The 23,405-nt window shown below is 65.3% G+C and carries 16 protein-coding genes and 1 tRNA gene; 9 read left to right on the top strand and 8 right to left on the bottom strand.

The annotated features are described in order from the left end of the window. The first annotated feature begins 3 nt into the window (after nt 1-3). The 3 genes from fucP to QRM89_RS04830 are packed head-to-tail and all read left to right on the top strand — an operon-like array spanning nt 4 to nt 3,499. Nucleotides 4-1,314: an L-fucose:H+ symporter permease gene (gene fucP, locus QRM89_RS04840; RefSeq protein WP_076055745.1), complete on the top strand. Its 1,311-nt coding sequence runs from the start codon at nt 4-6 to the stop codon at nt 1,312-1,314. Then, a complete protein-coding gene (locus QRM89_RS04835) occupies nt 1,311-2,297 on the top strand; it encodes a carbohydrate kinase (protein WP_285447414.1) in 987 nt (328 codons plus the stop codon). Before fucP ends, QRM89_RS04835 begins: the two co-directional genes overlap by 4 nt. Next, the gene (locus QRM89_RS04830; RefSeq protein WP_285447413.1) at nt 2,294-3,499 is read left to right on the top strand and encodes an AGE family epimerase/isomerase; all 1,206 of its coding nucleotides are present in this window, start codon (nt 2,294-2,296) and stop codon (nt 3,497-3,499) included. The genes QRM89_RS04835 and QRM89_RS04830 overlap by 4 nt, the downstream gene beginning before the upstream one ends. A gap of 414 nt (nt 3,500-3,913) precedes the next feature. On the opposite strand, the gene metH is transcribed toward QRM89_RS04830, so the two are convergent. The 3 genes from metH to QRM89_RS04815 form a co-directional block, all read right to left on the bottom strand. Continuing rightward, entirely contained in the window at nt 3,914-6,670 is a 2,757-nt protein-coding gene (gene metH / locus QRM89_RS04825; RefSeq protein ID WP_285447412.1) for a methionine synthase, read from the bottom strand. An 82-nt stretch (nt 6,671-6,752) separates the two neighbouring features. Further along, entirely contained in the window at nt 6,753-7,892 is a 1,140-nt protein-coding gene (locus QRM89_RS04820) for a homocysteine S-methyltransferase family protein (RefSeq protein ID WP_285447411.1), read from the bottom strand. Continuing rightward, nucleotides 7,889-8,884, bottom strand: a complete 996-nt coding sequence (locus QRM89_RS04815) for a metalloregulator ArsR/SmtB family transcription factor (protein WP_285447410.1) — start codon at nt 8,882-8,884, stop codon at nt 7,889-7,891. Before QRM89_RS04815 ends, QRM89_RS04820 begins: the two co-directional genes overlap by 4 nt. A gap of 153 nt (nt 8,885-9,037) precedes the next feature. On the opposite strand from QRM89_RS04815, the gene QRM89_RS04810 reads away from it, so the two are divergent. Both QRM89_RS04810 and QRM89_RS04805 read left to right on the top strand, forming a co-directional pair. Continuing rightward, nucleotides 9,038-10,156 carry an acyl-CoA dehydrogenase family protein gene (locus QRM89_RS04810; RefSeq protein ID WP_238150632.1) on the top strand — a complete coding sequence of 373 codons (1,119 nt, stop codon included), beginning with the start codon at nt 9,038-9,040 and terminating at the stop codon, nt 10,154-10,156. Between the two features lie 313 nt (nt 10,157-10,469). Further along, nucleotides 10,470-11,993, top strand: a complete 1,524-nt coding sequence (locus tag QRM89_RS04805; protein ID WP_285447409.1) for a platelet-activating factor acetylhydrolase IB subunit — start codon at nt 10,470-10,472, stop codon at nt 11,991-11,993. Nucleotides 11,994-12,544: 551 nt separating this feature from the next. Here QRM89_RS04805 and QRM89_RS04800 read toward each other — a convergent pair. Next, nucleotides 12,545-12,631: transfer RNA gene (locus tag QRM89_RS04800), tRNA-Leu, on the bottom strand. A gap of 121 nt (nt 12,632-12,752) precedes the next feature. Here QRM89_RS04800 and rnr point away from each other — a divergent pair. The 4 genes from rnr to QRM89_RS04780 all read left to right on the top strand — a co-directional run bounded on the left by rnr (nt 12,753) and on the right by QRM89_RS04780 (nt 20,223). Continuing rightward, a complete protein-coding gene (gene rnr / locus QRM89_RS04795) occupies nt 12,753-15,278 on the top strand; it encodes a ribonuclease R (protein WP_285447408.1) in 2,526 nt (841 codons plus the stop codon). Nucleotides 15,279-15,404: 126 nt separating this feature from the next. Then, on the top strand, nt 15,405-15,878 hold the full coding sequence (locus QRM89_RS04790) for a GFA family protein (protein ID WP_042598795.1): 474 nt from the start codon (nt 15,405-15,407) through the stop codon (nt 15,876-15,878). A gap of 316 nt (nt 15,879-16,194) precedes the next feature. Further along, a complete protein-coding gene (rlmB, locus tag QRM89_RS04785) occupies nt 16,195-16,944 on the top strand; it encodes a 23S rRNA (guanosine(2251)-2'-O)-methyltransferase RlmB (protein WP_011036704.1) in 750 nt (249 codons plus the stop codon). A 246-nt stretch (nt 16,945-17,190) separates the two neighbouring features. Continuing rightward, nucleotides 17,191-20,223, top strand: a complete 3,033-nt coding sequence (locus QRM89_RS04780; protein ID WP_285447407.1) for a ligand-binding sensor domain-containing diguanylate cyclase — start codon at nt 17,191-17,193, stop codon at nt 20,221-20,223. 183 nt (nt 20,224-20,406) lie between these two features. Here QRM89_RS04780 and rnt read toward each other — a convergent pair whose 3' ends face one another. The 4 genes from rnt to pstB all read right to left on the bottom strand — a co-directional run bounded on the left by rnt (nt 20,407) and on the right by pstB (nt 23,398). Further along, nucleotides 20,407-21,057 (bottom strand): ribonuclease T, encoded by a 651-nt coding sequence (rnt, locus tag QRM89_RS04775; protein WP_223647782.1) that lies wholly within the window; start codon nt 21,055-21,057, stop codon nt 20,407-20,409. A 139-nt stretch (nt 21,058-21,196) separates the two neighbouring features. Further along, a complete protein-coding gene (locus QRM89_RS04770; protein ID WP_285447406.1) occupies nt 21,197-21,601 on the bottom strand; it encodes an RcnB family protein in 405 nt (134 codons plus the stop codon). Nucleotides 21,602-21,736: 135 nt separating this feature from the next. Next, nucleotides 21,737-22,447 carry a phosphate signaling complex protein PhoU gene (gene phoU, locus QRM89_RS04765; protein ID WP_042598798.1) on the bottom strand — a complete coding sequence of 237 codons (711 nt, stop codon included), beginning with the start codon at nt 22,445-22,447 and terminating at the stop codon, nt 21,737-21,739. A 120-nt stretch (nt 22,448-22,567) separates the two neighbouring features. Continuing rightward, entirely contained in the window at nt 22,568-23,398 is an 831-nt protein-coding gene (pstB, locus tag QRM89_RS04760; protein WP_011036709.1) for a phosphate ABC transporter ATP-binding protein PstB, read from the bottom strand. Nucleotides 23,399-23,405: the final 7 nt, after the last annotated feature.

Below are 23,405 nucleotides of genomic sequence, written 5' to 3'. Positions count from 1 at the left end.
CCTATGGTTTCCCTTTCCACGCAATCCACTGTGCCAAGCGGCAACAAGGCGCCCGTCAACAACGGCGTCGCATTGTCGGTGGCCACCACGATCTTTTTCATGTGGGGCTTTCTTACCTGCCTCAACGACATCCTGATCCCGCATCTGAAAGCGGTGTTCGAGCTCAACTTCGCGCAGGCGATGCTGGTGCAGTTCACCTTCTTCGGCGCGTATTTCCTGATGTCGCTGCCGGCCGGCTGGCTGGTGGCGCGGTTGGGCTACAAGCAGGGCATCGTGGCCGGCCTGGCGGTGGCGGCGATCGGCGCGCTGGGCTTCTGGCCGGCGGCGGAATTGCGCGTGTATGGCGCCTTCCTCGGTGCATTGTTCGTGCTGGCCACCGGCATCACCATCCTGCAGGTGGCGGCTAATCCGTACGTGGCGCTGCTCGGTCCCGAGCGCAGCGCATCGAGCCGGCTGACCCTGGCACAGGCGCTTAATTCGCTTGGTACCGCGATCGCGCCGCTGTTCGGTGGCTGGCTGATCCTGTCCAACACCGTGATGACGGGCGACCAGCTCAAGGTGCTGCCGGACGCCGAGCAGTTGGCCTATCGCGTGCAGGAAGCGCAGGCAGTGCAGGGGCCGTATATCGGCCTGGCGGTGGTGTTGTTCCTGCTGGCGATCTTCGTGTTCCTGTTCCGCCTGCCGGCGCTCACCGATGCGAGTGCGCAGAAGGACGAAAGCGCGCATTCGCTGCTGGATGCCTTGCGCCATCCGCATGTGCGTTTCGGCGTGCTGGCGATCTTCTTCTACGTGGGGGCGGAAGTCGCCATCGGCAGCCTGATGGTCAACTACTTCTCGCTGCCGCAGATCGGCGGCTTCACCGAGCGTCAGGCAACCAACTACGTCTCCGCGTACTGGACGCTGGCGATGATCGGGCGCTTCATTGGCTCGGCGCTGCTGGCCAAGTTGTCGCCGCGCGTGTTGTTGTCGGTATTCGCAGGTATCAATGCGCTGCTGCTGGGCCTGACCATGGCCAGTGGTGGCATGCTGGCGGTGTATGCGCTGGTGGCGATCGGGCTGTTCAACTCGATCATGTTCCCGACCATTTTCACCTTGGGCATCGAGCGTCTTGGCCCGCTGACCGGGCGTGCGTCGAGCCTGCTGATCATGGCCATTGTGGGTGGCGCGATCGTGCCGTACCTGCAGGGCCTGCTGGCAGACCGCATCGGCTTGCATGAGTCGTTCGTGTTGCCGCTGCTGTGCTACCTGTACATCGTGTTTTACGGCATCTGGGGCTCGCGTCTGCGCGGCGCACTGGCGGAGGCGCGCGCATGAGTGCTACCAAGAACCAGGTGGTGTGTTTCGGCGAAGCGCTGATCGACATGCTGGCGCTGCCGCCGGCCGGCCCCAACGAGGCTCGCACCTTCGCCCAGTATGCGGGTGGCGCTCCGGCCAACGTCGCTGTTGCGGTGGCGCGGCTGGGCGGCGCGGCGCACTTTGTAGGCATGCTCGGGCGCGACATGTTTGGCGATTTTCTGCTGCAGAGCCTGCAGCAGGCGGGCGTCGTGACCGATGGCATCGTGCGCACCGATGAGGCCAAGACGGCGCTGGCATTCGTCGCGCTGGACGCGGCCGGCGAACGCAGTTTCAGTTTCTATCGCCCACCTGCGGCGGACCTGTTGTTCCGTGCCGAACATTTCGCCGCCGATGGCTTTGCGCAGGCAGCCGTGTTGCACGTGTGCTCCAACAGCATGACCGAGCCGGCCATCGCGCGGTGCACGCTCGACGGCATGCGCCGCGCGCGTGCCGATGGCGCCATCGTCAGCCTGGATCTCAATCTGCGCCCGATGCTGTGGCCGCAGGATGTCGACCCGGCACCGCTGTTGTGGGAAGCGCTCGCGCTTGCCGACGTGGTGAAACTGTCGCGCGAAGAGCTCGACTATCTCGCCGGTACGCTCGACAGCGATGCCAGCGCGGTGACGCAGAAGCTGTGGCAAGGCCACGCCCGTTGGTTGCTTGTCACCGATGGCGGCGGGCCGGTGCATTGGCAGACGCGTGTGGATTCCGGGCAGGTGCCCGCGTTCCATGTGCAGGTGCGCGACAGCACGGCGGCCGGCGATGCCTTCGTGGGCGGCCTGTTGTTCCAGCTGGCAGCGCGCGCGAGCACGCTTGAGCAGCTGTGTGCCGACCCGGCGGCCATTGCCGAGGTGATTCGCTTCGCCGCCGCGGTTGGTGCGCTGGCGGTGACACGCAAGGGCGCGTTTGCCGCGATGCCCAGCGTTGACGAGGTCCATTCTTTGACCCAGGAACAATCATGAGCCCATTGCCCGCGACCCCCGCACCGGATTTCCGTTCGGCCGATGTCCTGCGCCAGCACATCGCCGACACCATGGCCTTCTACCACCCGCGCGCGATCGACCCGGCCGGTGGCTTTTTCCAGTATTTCCGCGACGACGGCTCCATCTACGACGCCGGGCACCGGCATCTGGTGAGCAGCACGCGCTTTGTCTTCAACTATGCGATGGCCTACCGCGAATTCGGCAATGCCGACTATCTGGACGCGGTGCGGCATGGCCTGGCCTATTTGCGTAACGTGCACCGTAATGCCGCCACCGGCGGTTATGCGTGGACGCTGCGCGATGGCGTGGTGGAAGACGACATGAACCACTGCTACGGCGTCGCGTTCGTGTTGCTGGCGTATTCGTGCGGCCTGAAGGCCGGCGTGGACGAAGCACGCGCGTGGATGCACGAGACCTGGCAGCTACTGGAGAAACATTTCTGGGAGCCGGGTTTTGGTTTGTACCGTGACGAAGCCGATGCGCAGTTCAACTTCACCACGTATCGCGGCCAGAACGCCAACATGCACATGTGCGAGGCGATGATCGCCGCCTACGAAGCCAGCGGTGAGCAACGCTATCTCGACCGCGCGCTGCTGCTCGCCGACAACATGACCCGGCGCCAGGCCGCCAAGGCCGATGGCCTGGTGTGGGAGCACTACGATCTGCAGTGGAATATCGATTGGGACTACAACCGCGAAAATCCCAAGCACCTGTTCCGCCCGTGGGGATTCCAGCCCGGGCACCAGACCGAATGGGCCAAGTTGCTGATGTTGCTCGATCGCTATGCGCCGGCCGACTGGTTGCTGCCGACTGCGCAGCACCTGTTCGATGTGGCGGTGGAGCGGTCGTGGGACGCCCAGCGTGGCGGGCTGTATTACGGCTTCGACCCCGACGGCAAGGTCTGCGACGACGACAAGTATTTCTGGGTGCAGGCCGAGTCGCTGGCTGCCGCCGCGTTGCTGGCGCAGCGCAGCGGTGAGGCGCGCTACTGGCAGTGGTACGACAAGCTCTGGGATTACTCCTGGACGCACATGATCGATCACCGTTACGGCGCGTGGTACCGCATCCTGGATGCGGACAATCGCAAGTACAGCGACGAGAAGAGCCCGGCCGGCAAGACCGATTACCACACCATGGGTGCGTGCTATGAAGTCTTGAACGTGTTGCGGCCGGCTGCGTGATGCGACACGGTCAGCGAGGTGTGCCGACCTTTCACTGACTTCAAGATGCCGAGATATCGACTCGTAGCGGCGTTTAGACGCAGTCAGACGTTGAGGTCAGAAGCCTAGTCGGTCGAGGGCGCGATGTCCTCACCGCTCGCGGGACACGCCGTGAACCCATCCCTGGGGGCTCGGTGGCGGCATCCATGCCGCCACACGGTCCCGCAAGCGGCGAGGACACCACGCCAGAGAGTGTTCTGGTTGCTTTGTTGAAAACCATGCACACCGCCCATCGCGACTGGTCCTTGTCCGCCCACTGTCGCGGGATCTTACGCGGCATGGATGCCGCGTAAGCGCTTACAAGGACGTACTTGCAGCGTGTCGCGTGATGGGGGCGGGCAGGGGCCCTGCAGCCAGGCGGCAGATCAGCTGCCCTCACTCCGGGTCGTAATCCAGATTCGATGCCAACCAGCGTTCGGCCAGCGCCAGCGTGATGCCCTTGCGCTTGGCGTAGTCGGCAACCTGTTCCTTGCCCAGGCGCCCCACCACGAAATACTGGCTCTTGGGGTGGCTGAAGTAGTAGCCCGACACGGCCGCGGTGGGCAGCATGGCGAAGCTTTCGGTCAGCGACATCGCCGCGTTGCGCTCGGCATGCAACAGATTGAACAAGGTGCGTTTTTCGCTGTGCTCCGGGCAGGCCGGATAACCGGGCGCCGGGCGGATACCTTGATAGCGCTCTGCAATCAGCGCCTCGTTGTCCAGCGTCTCATCGGCGATATAGCCCCAGAACTCGGTACGCACGCGCTGATGCAGGCGTTCGGCCAAGGCCTCGGCCAGGCGGTCGGCCAACGCCTTGAGCAGGATGGAGTTGTAGTCGTCGTGGGCCGCTTCGAAACGCGCCACATGCGGGTCGATGCCGATCCCGGCGGTGACCGCGAACGCACCAATCCAGTCCTGCTTGCCGCTGCTCTTGGGCGCGACGAAGTCGGCCAGACAGAAGTCCGGGCGGTCGACGGGTTTGTCGACTTGCTGGCGCAAAAAATGCAGGGAATGGGGAATGGAGAATCGGGAATGGTCGAGCGCTTCCGAGGCGCTGTGCGATTCGCCATGGGGGTTTGCCGAGTCCGCCGGCTCAGTGAGGACAACAATATCGTCGCCCACACTGTTCGCCGGCCACAGGCCGAAGACGGCTTTGGCGGTCAGCCATTTCTCTTCGACGATGCGCTTGAGCATGCGCCGGGCATCGCGATACAGCTCGCTGGCCTGGGGGCCGACGATCTCGTCGCTGAGGATGGCCGGGAACTTGCCGGCCAGTTCCCAGGCCTGGAAGAACGGGGTCCAGTCGATCAGCTCGATCAGCTCGTCCAGCGGGTAGTCGTCGAACACGTGCAGGCCGGGCTGGCGCGGCGCGGGGGGCGTGTAGCTGTCCCAGCCACCATCGAACTTTTGCGCGCGTGCCTTTTCCAGCGACACCAGTCGCTTGGCATCGCCACGGTTGCGATGCCGCGCGCGAATCTCTGCGTAATCGGCATCATTCGCGGCGACGAAGGCCTGGCGCAGATCGCGCGAGATCAACGATTGCGCCACACCCACCGCGCGCGAGGCATCCTTCACCCACACGGTGGGCGCGGTGTAATGCGGGTCGATCTTCAGCGCCGTGTGCGCACGCGAGGTGGTGGCGCCGCCGATCAAGAGCGGAATCTCGAAGCCCTGCCGCTGCATCTCGCGCGCTACGTGCGACATCTCTTCCAGCGAGGGCGTGATCAGGCCCGATAGCCCGATAAGGTCTGCGTTTTCTTCGCGCGCACGATCCAGGATGACCTGCGCGCTGACCATCACGCCCAGGTCGACCACATCGAAGTTGTTGCACGCCAGTACCACGCCGACGATGTTCTTGCCGATGTCGTGCACGTCACCCTTGACCGTGGCCATGATGATCTTGCCGTTGGACTTGCCGACATCGCCGGTACGCAGTTTTTCCGCCTCGATGAAGGGCAGCAGATAGGCCACGGCTTTCTTCATGACACGTGCGGATTTGACCACCTGCGGAAGGAACATCTTGCCGGCGCCGAACAGATCACCGACCACGTTCATGCCATCCATTAACGGCCCTTCGATCACGTCCAGCGGGCGCGTGGAGAGTTGCCGGGCTTCTTCGGTGTCGGTTTCCACGAACGCATCGATGCCGTGCACCAGCGCATGCGCCAGGCGTGCACGCACGGGTTTTTCGCGCCAGGCCAGATCCTCGGTCCTGGCGGCGCCCTTGGTGCCCTTGTAGCGCTCAGCGATTTCCAGCAGCCGCTCGGTGCCGTCCTTGCGGCGGTTGAGGATCACATCCTCCACGCGCTCGCGCAGCTCCGGGTCGAGCTCGTCGTAGATCGGCATGCCGCCGGCGTTGACGATGCCCATGTCCATGCCGGCCTTGATTGCATGGAACAGGAACACCGAGTGGATCGCCTGACGCACGCTTTCATTGCCGCGGAACGAGAACGACACATTGGAGACGCCGCCGGAGATATGGCAATGCGGCAGGGTGCGTTTGATCTCGCGCGTCGCCTCGATGAAGTCCACCGCGTAGTTGTCGTGCTCCTCGATGCCGGTGGCCACCGCAAAGATGTTCGGGTCGAAGATGATGTCTTCCGGCGGAAAGCCCACTTTTTCAGTCAGCACCTTGTAGGCGCGTGTGCAGATCTCCACCTTGCGCGCGCAGGTGTCGGCCTGGCCCACTTCATCGAACGCCATTACCACCGCGGCGGCACCGTAGCGCAGCACCTTGCGCGCCTGTTCGATGAACACCGCTTCGCCTTCCTTGAGCGAGATCGAGTTGACGATGCTCTTGCCCTGCAGGCACTTCAGGCCCGCTTCAATCACGGTCCATTTGGACGAATCCACCATCACCGGGATGCGCGCGATATCCGGCTCGGACATGATCAGGTTGAGAAAGCGCGTCATTGCCTTCTCGGAATCGATCAGGCCCTCGTCCATGTTGACGTCGAGAATCTGCGCGCCGTTGGCAACCTGTTGGCGCGCCACCTCCACCGCTTCCTCGTAGCGCTCTTCCTTGATCAGCTTGCGGAACTGCGCGCTGCCGGTGACGTTGGTGCGCTCGCCCACGTTGACGAACAGCAGGTCCGGGGTGATGACCAGCGGTTCCAGGCCGGACAGACGGGTGTAGCGGGGCTGTGCGTTCATGCGGGCATCTGCAAGGTGACGGGTCGGCCAGAGCACGCGTGCGTGTCAGGCCGGCAACGAAGACGGCGCGCGCAGTCCGTAGTCATGCGGCTTGCTCCAGCGCGTTGGGCAGCTGGCGCGGCGGCAGGTCGGCCACGGCCTCGGCAATCGCACGGATATGGTCCGGCGTGGTGCCGCAGCAACCGCCCACCAGGTTGAGCAGGCCAGATTTAGCGAACTCGCGCAGCGTTTCGGCCATTTCTTCCGGCGTCTCGTCGTATTCGCCGAACGCATTGGGCAGCCCGGCGTTGGGATGCGCGCTGACGTAGGCATCGGCGATCTGCGAGAGCGTCTCCACGTGCGGGCGCAACTCCTTGGCGCCCAGCGCGCAGTTCAGGCCCACCGACAACGGCTTGCCGTGTGCGACCGAGGCGTAGAACGCTTCGGCGGTCTGCCCGGACAGCGTGCGCCCGGAGGCATCGGTGATGGTGCCGGAGATCATCACCGGCAGGCGGCCGCCACGCGCTTCGAAGACTTCTTCAATCGCATACAGCGCAGCCTTGGCGTTGAGCGTGTCGAAGATGGTTTCCACCATCAAGGTATCGGCGCCGCCATCGATCAGGCCGTCGATGGCTTCGCGATAGGTTTCGCGCAGCGCATCGAAGCTGGTATTGCGGTAGCCGGGGTCGTTGACGTCCGGGCTGATCGAGGCGGTGCGGCTGGTGGGGCCGAGCACGCCGATCACAAACCGCGGCTTCTGCGGTGTCAGCGCTTCGACGGCATCGCAACAGGCGCGTGCGACCTGGGCACCGGCCTTGTTCAACTCGTACACCAGATGTTCGAGGTGATAGTCGGCCTGACTGACCGAGGTGGCGTTGAAGGTATTGGTTTCCAGCAGATCCGCACCGGCATCCAGGTAGGCGCGATGAATGCCGGCGATGATCTCCGGGCTGGACAGCAGCAGCAGATCGTTGTTGCCCTTCAGGTCATGCCCTTGCGGCGCGTGATCGCAGCCGGCGCCGTGCACGTGCCCCTGTGCGCTGTCGTACCCCTCGGCAAACCGCGTGCCGCGGTAATCGGATTCCTGCAGATCGTGGCGCTGGATCATGGTGCCCATCGCACCGTCGATGATGAGGATGCGCTCGCGTAGCGCCGCGGTGAGCTTGGCCGCGCGCTCCGGGTGCAGCCATGGCAGCGAAAACGGAGTGGGGGATTCGGCATTGGGGATTGGCAGGTGTGTCATGCGTTGGCCCTCCGCGACGCGTTGCTCTCGTCTTCAACCAATCCCGACTCCCGATTCCCAATTCCCGGCTTCATCGCAATCAAGGAGATCACTTCGAAATGCGGTGGGCGTTTCTCGCGCGTCACCGACTCCAGGTTGGACACGTCCAGGCCGGCTTTCTCGACGAACTTGCGCAGCTCCTTGGCTGCAAAGCCCAGGTTGACGTGGCCGTAGGCCTGCACCGCTGCGCGGTGCTCGTGCTTGGCCAGGCTGCACAGCAACAGCCGGCCGCCGGGGCGCAGTACGCGCGCCGACTCGGCCACCGCCTGCGCAGGCTTGGCCGCATAGGTGAGGGCATGCATCAGCACCACCAGGTCGAAGCTGGCATCGGGGAAGGGCAGTGCATGCATGTCGCCTTCGCGCACTTCCACGTTGCGCAGCTTGCGCAGGCGCTCGCTGGCCGCAGCGACCACGCGTGCGCTGGTGTCGATGCAGATGTAACGGGTGGCGTGCGGCGCCACCAGCTCGGCGAGTACGCCGTCGCCGGAGGCGATATCGAGCACGTCGCCGGTTTCCAATAGCGGCAGCGCGGTGCGTGCCAGCGCTTCCCAGGTGCGCCCGGGCGAGTAGTGGCGCTCCATGTCGCCGGCCACCGAATCGGCCCAGTTCTGGTCGGCGGCGCGGTTGGCGAGCACGGCGGCCACGCGCTCGGCATCCTGGCGCAGCAGCGGGTCGTCGCTGCCGGTGCTCAGCGCCAGCCACAGCGCACGCTGGGCCGGGTCCAGCGACACTTCGTCAAACCGGTAGTACGCCGACACGCCGGCGCGGCGGTCGCGCACCAGGCCGGCCTCCTTGAGCTTGGCCAGATGGGTGGACACGCGCGGCTGGGCGAGGCGGGTGATGGCCGACAGCTCGGCCACGGTGAGTTCTTCCTGTTCCAGCAAGGCCAGCAGGCGTACCCGGGTGGCGTCGGCAAACACTTTCAGGCGGGCCGACCAGTCTTCCAGATCCATGAATATCTCTATATCGCGATATGGAGATATTTTCGGCCGGGCGGGGTGTGGGGTCAACTACATACGCATGCGAATGGTTGTGGCTACAATGGCCGCTCAGCCAATACCCGGGAGGGGTCGAACGTGGATTTCAGCTTTACCGAAGAACAACTGATGATCCAGGACGTGGCCCGTCGGATCGCGCAGGAAAAGATCGCCCCCAGCGCCGAGCAGTTCGACCGCAGCGGCGAGTTCCCGCTGGAGAACATCCAGCTGCTGGGCGAGAACGGCCTGATGGGCATCGAGGTGCCGGCCGAGTACGGCGGCGCCGGCATGGACCCGATCAGCTATGCGCTGGCGATGATCGAGATCGCCGCCGCCGATGGCGCGCATTCCACCATCATGTCGGTCAACAATTCGCTGTTCTGCACGGGCATCCTGAAGAACGGCACCGAGGCGCAGAAGCAGCTGTACGTGCGCGCAATCGCCGAAGGCACGCACATCGGCGCATTTGCGCTGACCGAGCCGCAGTCCGGTTCGGATGCCTCGGCCATGCGTTGCCGTGCGATCAAGCAGGGCGATGGCAGCTTCGTCATCAACGGCAAGAAGAGCTGGATCACCTCTGGCCCGGTGGCCAAGTACATCGTGTTGTTCGCGGTGACCGAGCCGGACAAGGGCTCGCGCGGCATCACTGCCTTCATGGTCGATACCGCGCGTGCCGGCTTCCATCGCGGTAAGACCGAGCCCAAGCTCGGCATCCGCGCCTCGGCCACCTGCGAGATCGAGTTCGCCGATTACGTGGCGCAGCCGGAGGAGGTGCTGGGCGCGGAAGGCGAGGGCTTCAAGACCGCGATGAGTGTGCTCGATGCCGGCCGGATCGGCATTGCTTCGCAGGCGGTGGGCATTGCGCGTGCGGCCTATGAGGCCACGCTGGCGTATGTGAAGGAGCGCAAGGCGTTTGGCGCGGCGATCGGCACCTTCCAGATGACCCAGGCCAAGATCGCCGACATGAAGTGCAAGCTCGACGCAGCCTTGCTGCTCACCTTGCGCGCGGCCTGGCTCAAGGGGCAGGGGCAGAAGTTCGGCACCGAAGCGGCGGTGGCCAAGCTCACCGCCTCCGAAGCGGCGATGTGGATCACCCATCAGGCGGTGCAAATCCACGGCGGCATGGGCTATTCCAAGGAAATGCCGCTGGAGCGCTACTTCCGCGATGCCAAGATCACCGAGATCTACGAAGGCACCTCGGAGATTCAACGCCTGGTGATCGCGCGCGGCGAAACCGGGCTGCGCTGAGATGGCGTTCCGTTAGCGTCACCGGGAGAGGCCTATCAACATCAGGCGCGTAATAGTTTTGCTGGAATCGTGGTGTATCAGATCGCGATCAGGCTCCTCGTAAGGAGCGCGCTTGCGCGCGATGAAGCGTTACCGGGAACGCTTCATCGCGCGCAAGCGTGCTCCTACGATGTCTAGGCTGCTCAGCCTGCACGACATCAGGTACCGAGCCACCACCACAGCAGCACCGAACCGCAGCCTCGCCGCATTCACGGCTTGTCGTACGCCGCGCGCGCAGACCACAATCGCCGGATCTCCTGTCTCTGGTGCGCGCATGTTCCGGTCTTTGCACGCGGTGGTTTCCCGCCTTTCGCTGTCTGCCATTGCGCCCGCGCTGGTGTGCTGTGGGCTATTGCTAGTCTGCACCGCGGCCACTGCACAGACGCCGCCACCGTCGATCGTGCCGACCGACCGGCTGCAGGAGCCCTGGTGGGCGCAGCGGCATGCGCAGGTGCTGGAGCAGGCGAAGCAACACGCCGACACGCCGCTGCTGCTGATCGGCGATTCGATCACCCAGAACTACGACAAGGCCCAGGCGCCCGACGAGAATTTCCAGCCCACCTGGCAGACTTTTTACGGCAGCCGTGGTGCGCTCAACTTAGGCTTCAGCGGCGACGGCACCGAGCACGTGCTGTGGCGCCTGGCCAACGGTGAAGTGGATGGCCTGCATCCCAAGGTGGCCGTGGTGTTGATCGGCACCAACAACACCGGGCACCTGCAGCACACCGCAGAGCAGACCCAGCTGGGCATCGATGCGGTGGTCGCGGCGATCGAACAGAAGCTGCCGCGCACGCATATCCTGTTGCTGGGTGTGCTGCCAAGTGCGGTCTCGGCCGAAAAGTCGCGCCGCGACGCGCAGGTCAACCAGGCCCTGGCGGTGCGTTATGGCGACAATCCGCGCGTGACCTGCCTGGATGTGGGATCGATCTTCCTGCGCGACGGCGCGCTGCGCACCGAGCTGTTCTACGACACCCGCTTCCGCCCGCCGGCCGGTGCCCTGCATCCGGACACGCAGGGCCAGCGCATGCTGGCGGAGGCCATCGAGCCGACCCTGGCGAAGCTGCTGGGCGAGTCGCCGGTCAAGCCGGTCGCCGAGCTCGGCCGCGACGTGGCAACCTCGCTGATCCCGGTCGATTGGCTGGAACAGGACTCCTACGACTGGTATGCGCGTCACCACGCCGCACTGGCCACCGCGCGCAGCCTCAAGCCGGAGGTGGTAATGATTGGTGATTCGATCACGCATTTCTGGGCCGGCCCGCCGCAGGCCACGCGCGTCAGCGGGCCTGCGTCCTGGGCCTGGCTGTATGGCAAGCGGCCGGTGTTGAATCTGGGCTTTGGCTGGGACCGCACCCAGAACGTGCTGTGGCGCATTCGCCAGGGCGAACTCGATGGGCTGGATCCGCGTTGGGTGGTGCTGCATATCGGCACCAACAATCTCACCGGCACCGCGCAATCGCGTGCCAGCACGCCCGCCGAGACCGCGCAGGGGGTAGAAGCCGTAGTTGCCGAAGTGCGCCAGCGCCTGCCCAACAGCAAGTTGATCCTGATGGCGATCATGCCCCGCGGCCATCGCCCCGACAGCCCGCAGCGAGCGCCGATCGCCGAAACCAACCGCCTGCTTGCTGCACGCTTTGCCGGTGGCCCGGCGGTGCGGCTGGTGGATATCGGGCCGCAAATGCTGCAACCCGACGGTGCCTTGCCCGAGGCGCTGATGCCCGACGGTACCCACCCCAGCGAGGCCGGCTATCAGATCTGGGCACAGGCCCTGCGCGCGGCAGGCATTACTGCCGCGCCTTGAGCTGCGGTGTTCAGGGGCGGCGTCGCCTGCGCCTGTGATCGTCGCTGCGATGCGGTTGCGATGAGGTGGGTCGAGTTGCTTAGGTCGAGTTGCTGTTGCGTCGCAGCTGGCGCGCGGCGCGTCCGGTTTCGTCGACGCCAATCGCATGACGTCTATCGCCCTGATGCTCGACCCTTGCGATTGAGCAGCACTTCTACGCGCGCGGCGCACACATGAGTTCGTTCGGAAAGGCTGGGAGCAAGCAAGCCGTGGGGCAGGGCAGAAACCACGCAGTTGCCGTGCTTGTCAGAGTCCGTTGAACTGCATGGTCATGCAGTCAACAGGCAGGCTGAGGCTGCCTGTATCGAGGGCGCAAGCGCCAACGCATCGAGCAGGAACAAACAGGCCGGGTTAGGCGCTTTCGCCGCAAGCCGAGCACAGCCGCGCCCTTCCGGCGCAAGGCCTACATCACCGATCTCGCGCAGCGTGCAGTGCCCACGTCGCAGCACCTACCCGAAAAACCCAACCCCAGAAACCAGAAGACCCCCGATCGCTCGGAGGTCTTTTTAAACTGGTGCCCAGAAGAGGACTCGAACCTCCACGAAGTTGCCCCCGCTAGCACCTGAAGCTAGTGCGTCTACCAATTCCGCCACCTGGGCAGGTGAGCCGCGAATTTTGCAGACTCCTGGCGGGCTTGTCAACGGGTGATGTGGAGCAATTGCCAAGGGCCTGGCTGGCATTGCCGCCCACGTCAGGACCGCAAGGGGTACCATTAGGGTAATGACAAAGAAAAATACCCCCGATTCCGACCGGCCCAGCCGCCGTAAATCCGCCAGCCCGGGCGAGTCCAGCACCGCCGAGCAACAGAAACTGCCGGGCTGGATGCCGGACTTCCTTGTCCGCGCTGCGGCAGGTGCGTCCACCAAATCCGCCAACAAGCGCGCTGCGGCAAAGGCTTCGTCCGACCAGCCGGCACCTCCCGTCGAGCCTGCTGCGCCCCGCGCACCGCATCCTCGCAAGAGTGGCCCGCCTGCGCCGCCGCCGGAACGATTCCAGAAAGACGCCGTCCAGGCTGTTGCGGACGCCGGATTCAAGGACCCGCACGCCGACCGCGAAGCGCTGCGCTACGCCGAGCCGATTGCCAGCCGCGAAGCCATCCTGCAATTGCTGGAAGAGTGCGACGGCCCGCAGACCGCTGAAGAAATCGCCGAACAGCTGGGCTTGAGCGATCGCATCGATGCGCTGGGCAAGCGCCTGGCCGCGATGGTGCGCGAAGCGCAGCTGGTGCAGAACCGCCGTGGCGGCTATGCACCGGTGCAGCAGACCAGCCTGATTGCCGGCGTGGTGATCGCCAATCCAGAAGGCTTCGGGTTCCTCAAGCCGGACGAAGGTGGCGACGACCTGTTCCTGCCGCCGTTCGAAATGCGCAAGGTGATGCACGGTGATCGCGCACTGGCCAACGTCACCGGCATCGACCGCCGTGGTCGCCGCGAAGGCGCCATTGCGCGGGTGCTGGAACGGCGCATGTCGCGCATGATCGGGCGCTTCTTCTACGAGCACGGTGTGGCCTACGTCGACCCCGACGACAAGCGCGTGCAGCGCAATGTGCAGATCGCCCCGGACGGCATCGGCGAGGCCCGCGAAGGCCAGCTGGTGGTGTGCGAGCTGATCGCACCGCCGGACGCGCGCCGCCCGGCGATCGGCAAGATCATCGCGGTGCTTGGCGACAAGCTGACGCCGTCGCTGGTGGTGGAAATGGCCATCCATGGCCACGAGCTGCCGCATGAATTCCCGCAGGAAGTGCTCGACGAAGCCGCGGCGGTGCCGTTGGTGGTCGAGCCGCAGATGATCGGCGGGCGCGTGGATCTGCGGCAGATGCCGCTGGTCACCATCGATGGCGAAGACGCCAAGGATTTCGACGACGCGGTGTATTGCGAGCCCAATGCGGACGGTTTCCGTCTGGTGGTGGCGATCGCCGACGTGTCCAACTATGTGCGTCCCGGCACGCCGCTGGACGACGAAGCGCAAAAGCGCGCCACCTCGGTGTATTTCCCCGGGTTCGTGGTGCCGATGCTGCCGGAGACCTTGTCCAACGGCATCTGTTCGCTGATGCCCAAGGTCGACCGCATGTGTTTCGTCTGCGACATGCAGGTCGGACGCGATGGCGAAGTGACCGGCTCGCGTTTCTACGAAGCGGTGATGAATTCGCACGCGCGCCTGACCTACAACCAGGTCTGGAAGGCGGTTGGCGAAGACGATGCCGATACCAAGGCGTTTATCGGCCCGTTGTTGCCGCAGGTGCAGCGTCTGCATCAGCTTTACAACGTGTTGTCGAAGGCGCGCACGCATCGCGGCGCGATCGAATTCGAAACCTCCGAAGTGCGCTTCGTCCTCGATAACACCGGCGAAGTCACCCAGGCCGGCATGCTGGTACGCAACGACGCGCACAAGCTGATCGAGGAATGCATGATCGCCGCCAACGTCGAGGCAGCGCGTTATTTGTTGAGCATGCATGTGCCTGCGCCGTACCGCGTGCATGAGCGGCCGCCGGAGAGCAAGTACGAAGACCTGCTGGAGTTCCTCAAGGAATTCCAGCTGAGCCTGCCGGCATGGAGCAAGGTGCGCCCAGGTGACTACACCAAGTTGCTGAAGAAGGTGCGTGCGCGTCCGGATGCCGCACTGCTGGAATCGGTGCTGCTGCGCAGCCAGAGCCTGGCGGTGTACTCGCCGGAGAACAACGGGCACTTCGGTCTGGCACTGGAGGCGTACGCGCACTTCACCTCGCCGATCCGCCGTTATCCGGATCTGCTGGTGCACCGTGCGATCAAGCACGCGCTGACCGGCGCCAGCCCGGAAAAATACATCTACACCCCGCGTCAGATGGCCGCGTTGTCGCTGCAGTGTTCCGAGCGTGGTCGCCGTGCCGATGAGGCCGAGCGCGAAGTGGACGAACGTTATCGCGCCGCCTGGATGGAAAAGCATGTCGGCGGCCAGTTCGACGGCGTGATCAGCGGCGTGACCAGCTTCGGCTTGTTCGTGGAATTGACCCAGTCCAAGGTCAACGGCCTGGTGCACGTCACCCAGCTGCCCCAGGACTATTACCAGTTCGATCCGATCCGCAAGACGATGACCGGCGAACGTCGCGGTCGCGAATTCCGTCTGGGCGACCCGGTGCGCGTGTTGGTGCTCAAGGCGAGCATGGAAGAACGCAAGATCGACTTCCGTCTGGCCGAAGATGGTGCGCCTGCAGAAGCACCGCTGCCGCCGCGTGAGAAGCCGGCCAAGCGCAAGAAAAAGCCGTATTGATGCTGCGCGGTAGTGCGGGTGGCCGGCATGGCGGCCCGCACTGCTGAGCCGGACAGTGCGGAGTGAGTGCCACCGCGCCGTGATGACGCGGTGGCTTGCCTAATACGCCGATCTGCGAGGCAAACGATGAGCGCATCTTCCGAGTACAGCGGCGGCTGCCAATGCGGCGCCGTGCGCTTTCATGTGCGCGGCGTGCTGGACCACGCATCCATCTGTCACTGCCGCATGTGTCAGAAAGCGTTTGGGGCGTATTACGCGCCGCTGGTGTCGGTGCGTGGCGCCGCGTTCCGCTGGACCCGCGGTGAGCCCAAGCGCTTCGCGTCGTCGACGCTGGTGCAGCGCGGTTTTTGCGCCGAGTGCGGCACGCCGTTGACCTATGAAGCACCCGATGGCGTGGCGATTGCCGCTGGTGCATTCGATACGCCAGAGCGGTTGCCCCCACATATTCAGTACGGGCTGGAGCGCAAGGTGCCGTTCGTCGATACCCTGACGCAGCTGCCGACACGCCCGAGCGAGGATGACGCGGCGGCATTGGCATTCCAGGCCGCGCTCGTATCGCATCAGCATCCGGATCACGACACCGAGCGGTGGCCGGTGTAAGCAGCGAGGAGACCCTGCCTTGCAGTTCCTCGCTGTGGTCAATCAGGCTGATGTCGGTGCACTGCGGTTTGTTGCCGACGTCGGCGCGACAAGCGTTCAAGCGCTTGTCCACAGCGGTTCACGTCGCGCGAAAACAGTCCGGCGCACGGTTGCCGTTGCGGCGCGCGCGCGGCGGCCAGCGACGCATGACTCCCGCAGGTGCCAGCAGCAGTGTTGCAATGCCTCTACCTGCTTTATCAGGCGATCCATGCCCCGGCCGTGACGTAGCAGGCCGCAGGCCCTACCATTCCCCCTCATTTCTTCGTATGCCCGCGCAATGAGCAAGCAGAACCAGTGGATCGTCGGCGTCAATGCTGTCGCCTCGTCCGTCGAGAACGACGCCGACAACGTGCGCGAGGTCCTGATCGAGGCCGGTAGCAAGAACCCGCGCCTGACCGAGATCGAAGAACAGGCGCGCCGCAAGGGCATCGACGTGCGCCGCGTCAACACCCAGGCGCTGGACGGCGTGGGCGGGCAGGTGCGCCATCAGGGCGTGGCTGCGCGCTACGCTGCGGCGCGACTCTGGGCCGAGAACGAACTGGAAGGCCTGGTGGAGGCTGCGCAAGGGCGCGCGCTGGTGCTGATCCTGGACGGCGTGCAGGACCCGCACAACCTGGGGGCCTGCCTGCGCAGCGCCGCTGCTGCCGGCGTCACCGCGGTGGTGATTCCCAAGGACAAGTCCGCCACGGTCAACGCCACCGTGCGCAAGACCTCGGCCGGCGCGGCCGACCGCATCCCGGTGGTGGCGGTGACCAACCTGGCGCGCTGCCTGCGCGATCTGCAGAAGCAGGGCGTATGGTTGTATGGCCTGGCGGGCGAAGCAGAGGCTTCGCTGTACAGCGTGGACCTGCGCGGCAATGTCGGCCTGGTTCTGGGCGGCGAGGGCGATGGCTTGCGTCGGCTCACCCGCGAGCATTGCGATGGCCTGGTCAAGATCCCGATGCCCGGTGACATCGAAAGCCTCAATGTCTCGGTGGCCACCGGCGTGACCTTGTTCGAGGCCGTGCGCCAGCGTCTGGGCGCCTGAGTCATGCGGTGCGCCGGCGCCGCAGTGCGCGGGCCGGGCACTGCCGCAGCGAGTTTATAAGCGCGCAGCGCCCATCGGTGGCTGCCGGCAACTCCGTACTCCTGCGCAATTGCAGCGCATCGCGCGGTGCGCTGGCCTTGTCCATGCACCGGCAAGCCCATTACACCAGGCCCTGGCATCGCGGCAGCGGCACTGGCGCGCGTTTTTGCCTACCATATCCGCAGCGAACGGCGTGTCGTGTGGGTAATGAAGCTTGGGGTGGGCGCTCGCAGCGCGGGCGATAGTGGGGATGGCGCAACGGCGTCGACACGAGGGTGGGGGCAGTGGCAATGCTGGCTCGCGGCCTGCGCGTGCGCGCTGTTGTGGATGTGCTCGCTTGCAGCACACGCGGCCCCGGGCATGAGCGCACGCCTGCGCGACTACGCCATCGACAGCTGGAGTTCGCGCAACGGACTGCCGCATAACTCGCTGCGCGACATCGCCCAGACCGCGGATGGCTACCTGTGGTTCGCCACCTGGGAGGGCCTGGTCCGCTACAACGGCCTGGAATTCACCGTCATCGATCGCAGCACGCGGCCCGGCTTGCCCGACAACGGCGTCGGCGCGCTGTACGTGGATCACGACGACGCCCTGTGGCTGAGTGATGCACGCGGCAATCTGGTGCGCCACGGTGCCGATGGTCACTGGCGGCAGTGGCCGCGCCGTGCCGATTGGCCACAGGCGCTGATCCACGGCATGACCATGGATGCCGATGGCCGGATGTGGCTGCTGTTCGAAGGCCATGGCCTGGGCTGCCTGTGGCCGGATGGGCGCTTCGACTATTTCCCGCCGCAGGCAGGCGTGCCGTTGCAAAGCAGCTTCCCGCGGATGGTGTTCGACGGCCGGGGACGGCTGCTGATCGGCACCTTGGATGGGCTGATCTACCGCGAGCCGGATGGCCGCATGCATCGCGCACCCGCAGCGTTCGGCCTGCCGCCGGGTCTGGCCTGGCCGTATCGGGCACCGGACGGCACCGTGTGGGTGGTGGCCGGCGAGCAGTTGTATCGCCTGCAGGGCGAACGTGCGCAGCTGGTGCACCAGGTGCCGGGGCAGGGCCACTTCACTGCGATGCTGCAGGATCGCCATGGCGACCTGTGGCTGGGCAGCGAGAGCCAGGGCCTGCTGCGCATTGGCAGCCACGGCGTGGAGCATCTGGAGGCTGGCCGTGCGCTGCCCACCGGGCGCATCGTCAGCCTGCGCGAGGATGCCGAAGGCAGCATCTGGGTGGGCGCCAACGGTGGCCTGTTCCGCCTGCGCGAAACCTTGTTCAGCAGCTACAGCCAGCGCGACGGGCTCAGTGGCGACTACGCGCGCGCGCTGCTGGAAGACCGCGACGGCAGCCTGTGGGTGGCCACCACCGCAGGCCTGGACCGCCTGCTGCCCGACGGCCGCATCGTGCCTGTGCCGGTGGCCACGCCGTCCGGGCGGCGGCTGTCGGTGCTCAGCCTGGCGCTGGATCGGCGCGGCGACCTGTGGGTGGGCACCTACGCCGATGGCGTGTTCGTGCTGCGCAACGGGCGTGTGCTGCGCCACTTCGGTGAGGCCGACGGCATTCCCAACGGGCACATTCGCGCAATCGTGATCGACGATGCCGACACCGTCTGGCTGGCGACCCAGCGTGGGGTGGTGCATCTGGTCGATGGGCGGCGTGCGCCGCTGGCCATCAACGGCCTGCCCGATGGTGTGGTGACTGCGCTGGCCAGCATCGATGGTGCGCTGTGGGTCGGTTCGGTCGATGGCGCGGCCGTGGTCCGTGACGGTGTGCTGCAGCAATTGCCACTGGAGCGGCTGGGCGGTGCGCGCAGCGTGTTTGGTTTCCAGCGCATTGGCGAAGATGTCTGGATCTCCACCGATCGTGGGCTGTACCGGGCACGTCATAGCGCGCTGGCGCGCGTGGGGCTCGAGCAGGGCATGCCGGTGGATACGGTGTTCCAGCTGGTCGCCGACCGCCTGGGCAATGCCTGGATCAGCAGCAACCGCGGCGTGCTGCGAACTGAACTCAATACACTCAATGCAGTGGCCGAGGGGCGCGGCCGGCTCGGCATCGAACGCTACAGTGAGATCGATGGCATGGGCAACGCGCAGGCCAATGGCAGCTCTGGCCCGAGCATGATCGAACGTGCCGATGGCAGCGTGTGGGTGGTGACGGCCGGTGGCGTGAGCACCGTGGACCCGGCACGCCTGCAGCGCTTCCGCGAACGGCCCGCGCCGCCGCCGTTGATCGAAAACGTGCAGCAAGGCGGCCGGCCGGTGCCATGGCGGCAGCAGACCAAGCTGCCGGGCGGGCAGCGGCTGACGGTGTCCTATGTCGGCATGAGTTTCCTGCTGCCCGAACGCATCGAGTACCGCACGCGCCTGGATGGTCTGGACAACACCTGGATCGAGCGTGGCCGGCAGCGCAGCGTGGAATTCATCGGCCTGCCGCCGGGGCGTTACAGCTTGCGCGTGGCCGCGCGCCACCCGGGTGGTGCCTGGAGTCCGCACGAGGCGGTCTGGGCGTTCGAGGTGCTGCCGCTGTGGTGGCAACGCCAGGACGTGCGGCTGGCCGGCGTGCTGGGCGCGCTGCTGCTGCTGGCGTTGCTGTATCGCTTTCTGTTGCGGCGCTACAAGACCCACAACGCGCGGCTGGCCGAACTGGTGCGCAAGCGCACCGAAGACCTGCAACGGCAGGCGCAACGGCTGTTGCAGGCCAACCAGGAAAAGAGCGAGTTGCTGACGCGTTTGCGCATCAAGTCCGATGCGTTCGAACGCCAGGCCCACGAAGATGCGTTGACTGGTTTGCCGAACCGGCGGCATTTCGACGAGGCGCTGGCACGTGATCTAAGTCGTGCCCGCCGTAGCGGGCGGCCGCTGGTGCTGGCGATTCTGGACATCGACCATTTCAAACGCATCAACGACCAGTATTCGCATGCCAGCGGCGATGCGGTGCTGCATGACGTGGGCGTACTGCTCACGGCGGCGGCGCGTGCCTCGGACCTGCCCGCGCGCCTGGGCGGTGAGGAATTCGCACTACTGCTAAGCGACACCACGCTTGAGCAGGCGCACGCCCTATGCCTGCGCATCCGCGCGCAGTTTCATGCACGGCACGACTGGGGCGGCGTGGAAGGCCTGCAGGTGACCTTCAGTGCGGGGCTGGCCGAACTGGGCGAGGAAGAGTCGGGTTCATCGCTGATGCAACGCGCCGACCATGCGCTGTACGAAGCCAAGAGCGCCGGGCGCGACCGGATCTGTATTGGTTAGGACGTGAGTGGGGATTGGGGATTTGGGATTCGCAAGAGCGCGCTGTCTGGCGCTGTGCTGGTTACCACAAACGGCGCAATGATTGATCGCGTGCATGCAGCACTGCTGCCACCGACGTTGTCTCAGAAGCCGGGAACGCCGCTTTTGCGAATCCCTAATCCCGACTGCCAAATCCCCACCCACTCACCCCGCGCTAGCCGGGCCCGGCCACGCGTTGGCAATCTTGCAGAACAGGCGCGCGGTCTGTTCGGTGTCGTACACCGCGCTGTGCGCATCGGCGCTGTTCCAGTCCAGGCCGGCGGCCTGGGCGGCGCGCGCCAGCACGGTCTGGCCGTATGCCACGCCGGCCAGGGTCACCGTGTCGAACACGCTGAACGGATGGAAGGGGTTGCGCTTGTGGCCAACGCGTGCAACCGCGGCGTTGAGGAAATTCAGATCGAAATGCGCGTTATGGCCCACCAGGATCGCGCGCTGGCAGCCGTACTTCTTGACCGCTGCGCGCACCGGCGCGAACACATGGTCGAGCGCGTCCTTTTCCTGCTTGGCGAAACGGAACGGATGGTCGAGCACGATGCCGGTGATCTCCAGCGACTTCGGGTCGATCTCCAGCCCCGGCGCCGGCACCAGATGCGCACTGGCGGTTTCGCCCGGGAAGAAATGCCCCTGCGCGTCCATCTCGATCGGCACGCAGGCGATTTCCAGCAAAGCGTGCTTGTTCCAGTCGAACCCGCCGGTTTCCACGTCCACCACCACCGGCAGATAGCCGCGAAAACGCCGCGACATGGGCAGCAGGGAGGGGGAGGGGTGCAGGTCGACCGGTTCGTTCATCGGCATAGCCTAGCAGGTCGCATGGCCGGCCCGATCGGTCGCATGGCCGCCGTGTATGCGCATGAGAAAGACGGCCAGACACGAAAGTGCCCGACCCGTGCGTGCACGGATCGGGCCTGGTGACGTCAGCTGCGGAGCGCAGGTATCAGCGGCCGGCGACCACGCTGGCAATCAGGCCGGTCGCAACCGCGATCAACACGTAGGTGTTGTCCACACGGCGCCACTCGTGGCCACGCGGCGGCGTGTTCAGATGATGCTTGCGGTAGTCGGCCACGCGGTGGCCGCGATGGTCCGGTGCCAGCCGTTCGCCGCGGCGGTAGGGCGGGCCGTGGCGATCGTTGCGGTGGTCGTTGGCGCGCGCATTGCGGTGGTCGTCGCGGTGATCATCGCGGCGGTCGTCGTGACGGTCAGGGCCACGGTCGTCATGGCGTTGTGCAAACCGGTTGCGATCGTCGTCGTGGCCGCGCTTGTCGTGCTGCTGAGGTGCGGCAAACGCGCCGCCGGATGCCAGCAGCGACAGGGCCATGAAGGAACCAATGATGCGTTTCATCTGCGCGACTCCTGAGGTCACAGGGACTGCCTGTGTGATTTGACCCTAGGCGTCTTAAGATGAATACGTAATGAAATAAGGCTTTGCGGACGATCTCCCGGTCATCCCCAGCGCCGCTGGGGCCGGGCGCTGGCCTCAGATGACACCGGTAGTGCTGGTCTCGTCGCGCTTCAGTCGCGGCGGCAGCGGCTGCTCGCCATGCACCAGGAACCAGACGTTCTCGGCGATGTTGGTGGCGTGGTCGCCGATCCGCTCCAGGTTCTTGGCCATGAACAGCAGATGCGTGCACGGGGTAATGTTGCGCGGGTCTTCCATCATGTAGGTGAGCAGCTCGCGGAACAGCGCGGTGTACTGCGCATCCAGGCGTGCATCTTCGTCGCGCACACGGATCGCCGCATCGGCATCCTTGTTGCGGTAGGCCTGCACGGCTTCGCGCACGGCCTGCGCGGCCATCTGGCCGAGCGCGCGCAAGCCCACCGTCTGCGGCAGCGGCGGCGCGGAATTGAGTGCGATCGAGCGCTTGGCCACGTTGGCGGCGTAGTCGCCGATGCGCTCGATATCCGCAGGAATCCGCAGGCCGGCCAGGATCTCGCGCAGGTCGCGCGCCATCGGCCCGCGCAATGCCAGCCGCATCACGTCGTGGCTGATTGCATGTTCCAGCGCGTCGATGGCTTCGTCGTTGACCACGATACGGTGCGCGGCATTGTCATCACGGCGTTCCACCACATCCAGCGCCGCTTCCAGCTGCGCCACTGCGGTATCACCCATGCGCACGATTTCGGCGACAAGACGGTGCTGCTCCTCGTCGTAGCTTTTGACGATGTGGTCGTTGAGGTGCTGGTTCATCGTGTTCTCGATTCGTGGCAGTGGTGGATGTCCGTCCCTGCCCAGGCACGCGCATGCAGGTGGCGTCGCACGCGGCGGGGTGGCGGAGCTGCTTCAATGCGGTGATACGGCAGGCCTACATCAGCCGAAGCGGCCGGTGATGTAGTCCTCGGTCTGCTGCTTGGACGGCTGCGAGAAAATGGTTTCGGTGCGATCGTGTTCGATCAGGTCGCCCAGATACATGAAGGCGGTGTAATCGGAGACGCGCGCAGCCTGCTGCATGTTGTGGGTCACGATCACGATGGTGTAATCGCGCTTGAGTTCTTCCACCAGTTGCTCGATACGGCTGGTAGAAATCGGATCCAGCGCGGAGGTCGGTTCGTCCAGCAGCAGCACGTCCGGCCGCAGCGCCACCGCACGCGCGATACACAGGCGCTGCTGCTGGCCACCGGACAGACCCAGTGCGCTTTGGCCAAGCTTGTCCTTGACCTCGTCCCACAGCGCGCCCTGGCGCAGCGCGTGCTCGACGCGGTTCTGCATGTCGGCCTTGGACAGTTTCTCGTGGTGACGGATGCCGTAGGCCACGTTCTCGAAGATGGTCATCGGAAACGGCACCGGCTTCTGGAACACCATGCCGACCTTGCTGCGCAGGCGGTTCATCGGATATTTCGGCGACAGGATATTTTCGCCATCCAGCAGCACTTCGCCACGCGCTTCCAGCTTCGGGTACAGCGCATAGATGCGGTTGAAGATGCGCAGCAGCGTGGACTTGCCGCAACCGGATGGCCCGATCAGCGCGGTGACGCGCTTTTCCGGGATTTCGATATTGATGCCCTTGAGCGCGTGGTACTTGTCGTAATAGAAGTCCAGATTGCGTGCGGCCACCTTCACCGGCGCCTGCGCCGTCGGCGCCCCCTTGGCGGCCGGAACAGCGATGCGATGCATCGGCTTGGCGTTTTGGAGATCGTTCATGTCGGGC

The sequence above is a fragment of the Xanthomonas sp. LMC-A-07 genome, from assembly GCF_030208825.1.
GTDB classification, from domain to species: domain Bacteria; phylum Pseudomonadota; class Gammaproteobacteria; order Xanthomonadales; family Xanthomonadaceae; genus Xanthomonas; species Xanthomonas campestris.
Note: the sequence above shows the minus strand (reverse complement) of the source record. Positions and strands in the feature narration are given on the sequence as shown.

Excerpts from the sequence above, each read along its gene's own strand:
- QRM89_RS04830 (WP_285447413.1), top strand. The coding sequence starts at position 2,294 with ATGAGCCCATTGCCCGCGACCCCCGCACCGGATTTCCGTTCGGCCGAT.
- fucP (WP_076055745.1), top strand. The coding sequence starts at position 4 with ATGGTTTCCCTTTCCACGCAATCCACTGTGCCAAGCGGCAACAAGGCG.
- QRM89_RS04815 (WP_285447410.1), bottom strand. The coding sequence starts at position 8,884 with ATGGATCTGGAAGACTGGTCGGCCCGCCTGAAAGTGTTTGCCGACGCC.
- rlmB (WP_011036704.1), top strand. The coding sequence starts at position 16,195 with ATGAGCAAGCAGAACCAGTGGATCGTCGGCGTCAATGCTGTCGCCTCG.
- pstB (WP_011036709.1), bottom strand. The coding sequence starts at position 23,398 with ATGAACGATCTCCAAAACGCCAAGCCGATGCATCGCATCGCTGTTCCG.
- QRM89_RS04835 (WP_285447414.1), top strand. The coding sequence starts at position 1,311 with ATGAGTGCTACCAAGAACCAGGTGGTGTGTTTCGGCGAAGCGCTGATC.
- QRM89_RS04780 (WP_285447407.1), top strand. The coding sequence starts at position 17,191 with ATGAAGCTTGGGGTGGGCGCTCGCAGCGCGGGCGATAGTGGGGATGGC.
- QRM89_RS04805 (WP_285447409.1), top strand. The coding sequence starts at position 10,470 with ATGTTCCGGTCTTTGCACGCGGTGGTTTCCCGCCTTTCGCTGTCTGCC.
- QRM89_RS04820 (WP_285447411.1), bottom strand. The coding sequence starts at position 7,892 with ATGACACACCTGCCAATCCCCAATGCCGAATCCCCCACTCCGTTTTCG.
- rnr (WP_285447408.1), top strand. The coding sequence starts at position 12,753 with ATGACAAAGAAAAATACCCCCGATTCCGACCGGCCCAGCCGCCGTAAA.
- rnt (WP_223647782.1), bottom strand. The coding sequence starts at position 21,057 with ATGCCGATGAACGAACCGGTCGACCTGCACCCCTCCCCCTCCCTGCTG.
- QRM89_RS04790 (WP_042598795.1), top strand. The coding sequence starts at position 15,405 with ATGAGCGCATCTTCCGAGTACAGCGGCGGCTGCCAATGCGGCGCCGTG.
- QRM89_RS04810 (WP_238150632.1), top strand. The coding sequence starts at position 9,038 with ATGATCCAGGACGTGGCCCGTCGGATCGCGCAGGAAAAGATCGCCCCC.
- phoU (WP_042598798.1), bottom strand. The coding sequence starts at position 22,447 with ATGAACCAGCACCTCAACGACCACATCGTCAAAAGCTACGACGAGGAG.
- QRM89_RS04770 (WP_285447406.1), bottom strand. The coding sequence starts at position 21,601 with ATGAAACGCATCATTGGTTCCTTCATGGCCCTGTCGCTGCTGGCATCC.
- metH (WP_285447412.1), bottom strand. The coding sequence starts at position 6,670 with ATGAACGCACAGCCCCGCTACACCCGTCTGTCCGGCCTGGAACCGCTG.